We start from the raw sequence: 260 nt of genomic DNA on the forward strand, positions 1-260 counted from the left end.
TTACTGATGATGCTGATAAGTACACTCCAGAACCAAATCCAATCAACACTGATAAGGGTCACATGCCAGATCCATCAGAAGGAATTGGCAATAAGGGTGACTTGCCAACAGGTACTGATTACACTTGGACAAATGGTGAACCAGATGTAACCACTCCAGGTACTCGTGAAGTAAGTATTACAGTTCATTACCCAGATGGCTCAACAGATGTTGTAACAACTACTATTACAGTTGTTGATGATAAGACCACTACTCCAGAA

The 260-nt window shown here is 41.2% G+C and carries 1 protein-coding gene; it reads left to right on the forward strand.

The features are described from left to right. A partial coding sequence (locus H5R88_RS01035) for a Rib/alpha-like domain-containing protein (RefSeq protein ID WP_259393955.1) occupies positions 1–260 on the forward strand: 260 nt, incomplete at both ends.

The organism is Limosilactobacillus agrestis (genome assembly GCF_014145585.1).
Taxonomy (GTDB): domain Bacteria; phylum Bacillota; class Bacilli; order Lactobacillales; family Lactobacillaceae; genus Limosilactobacillus; species Limosilactobacillus agrestis.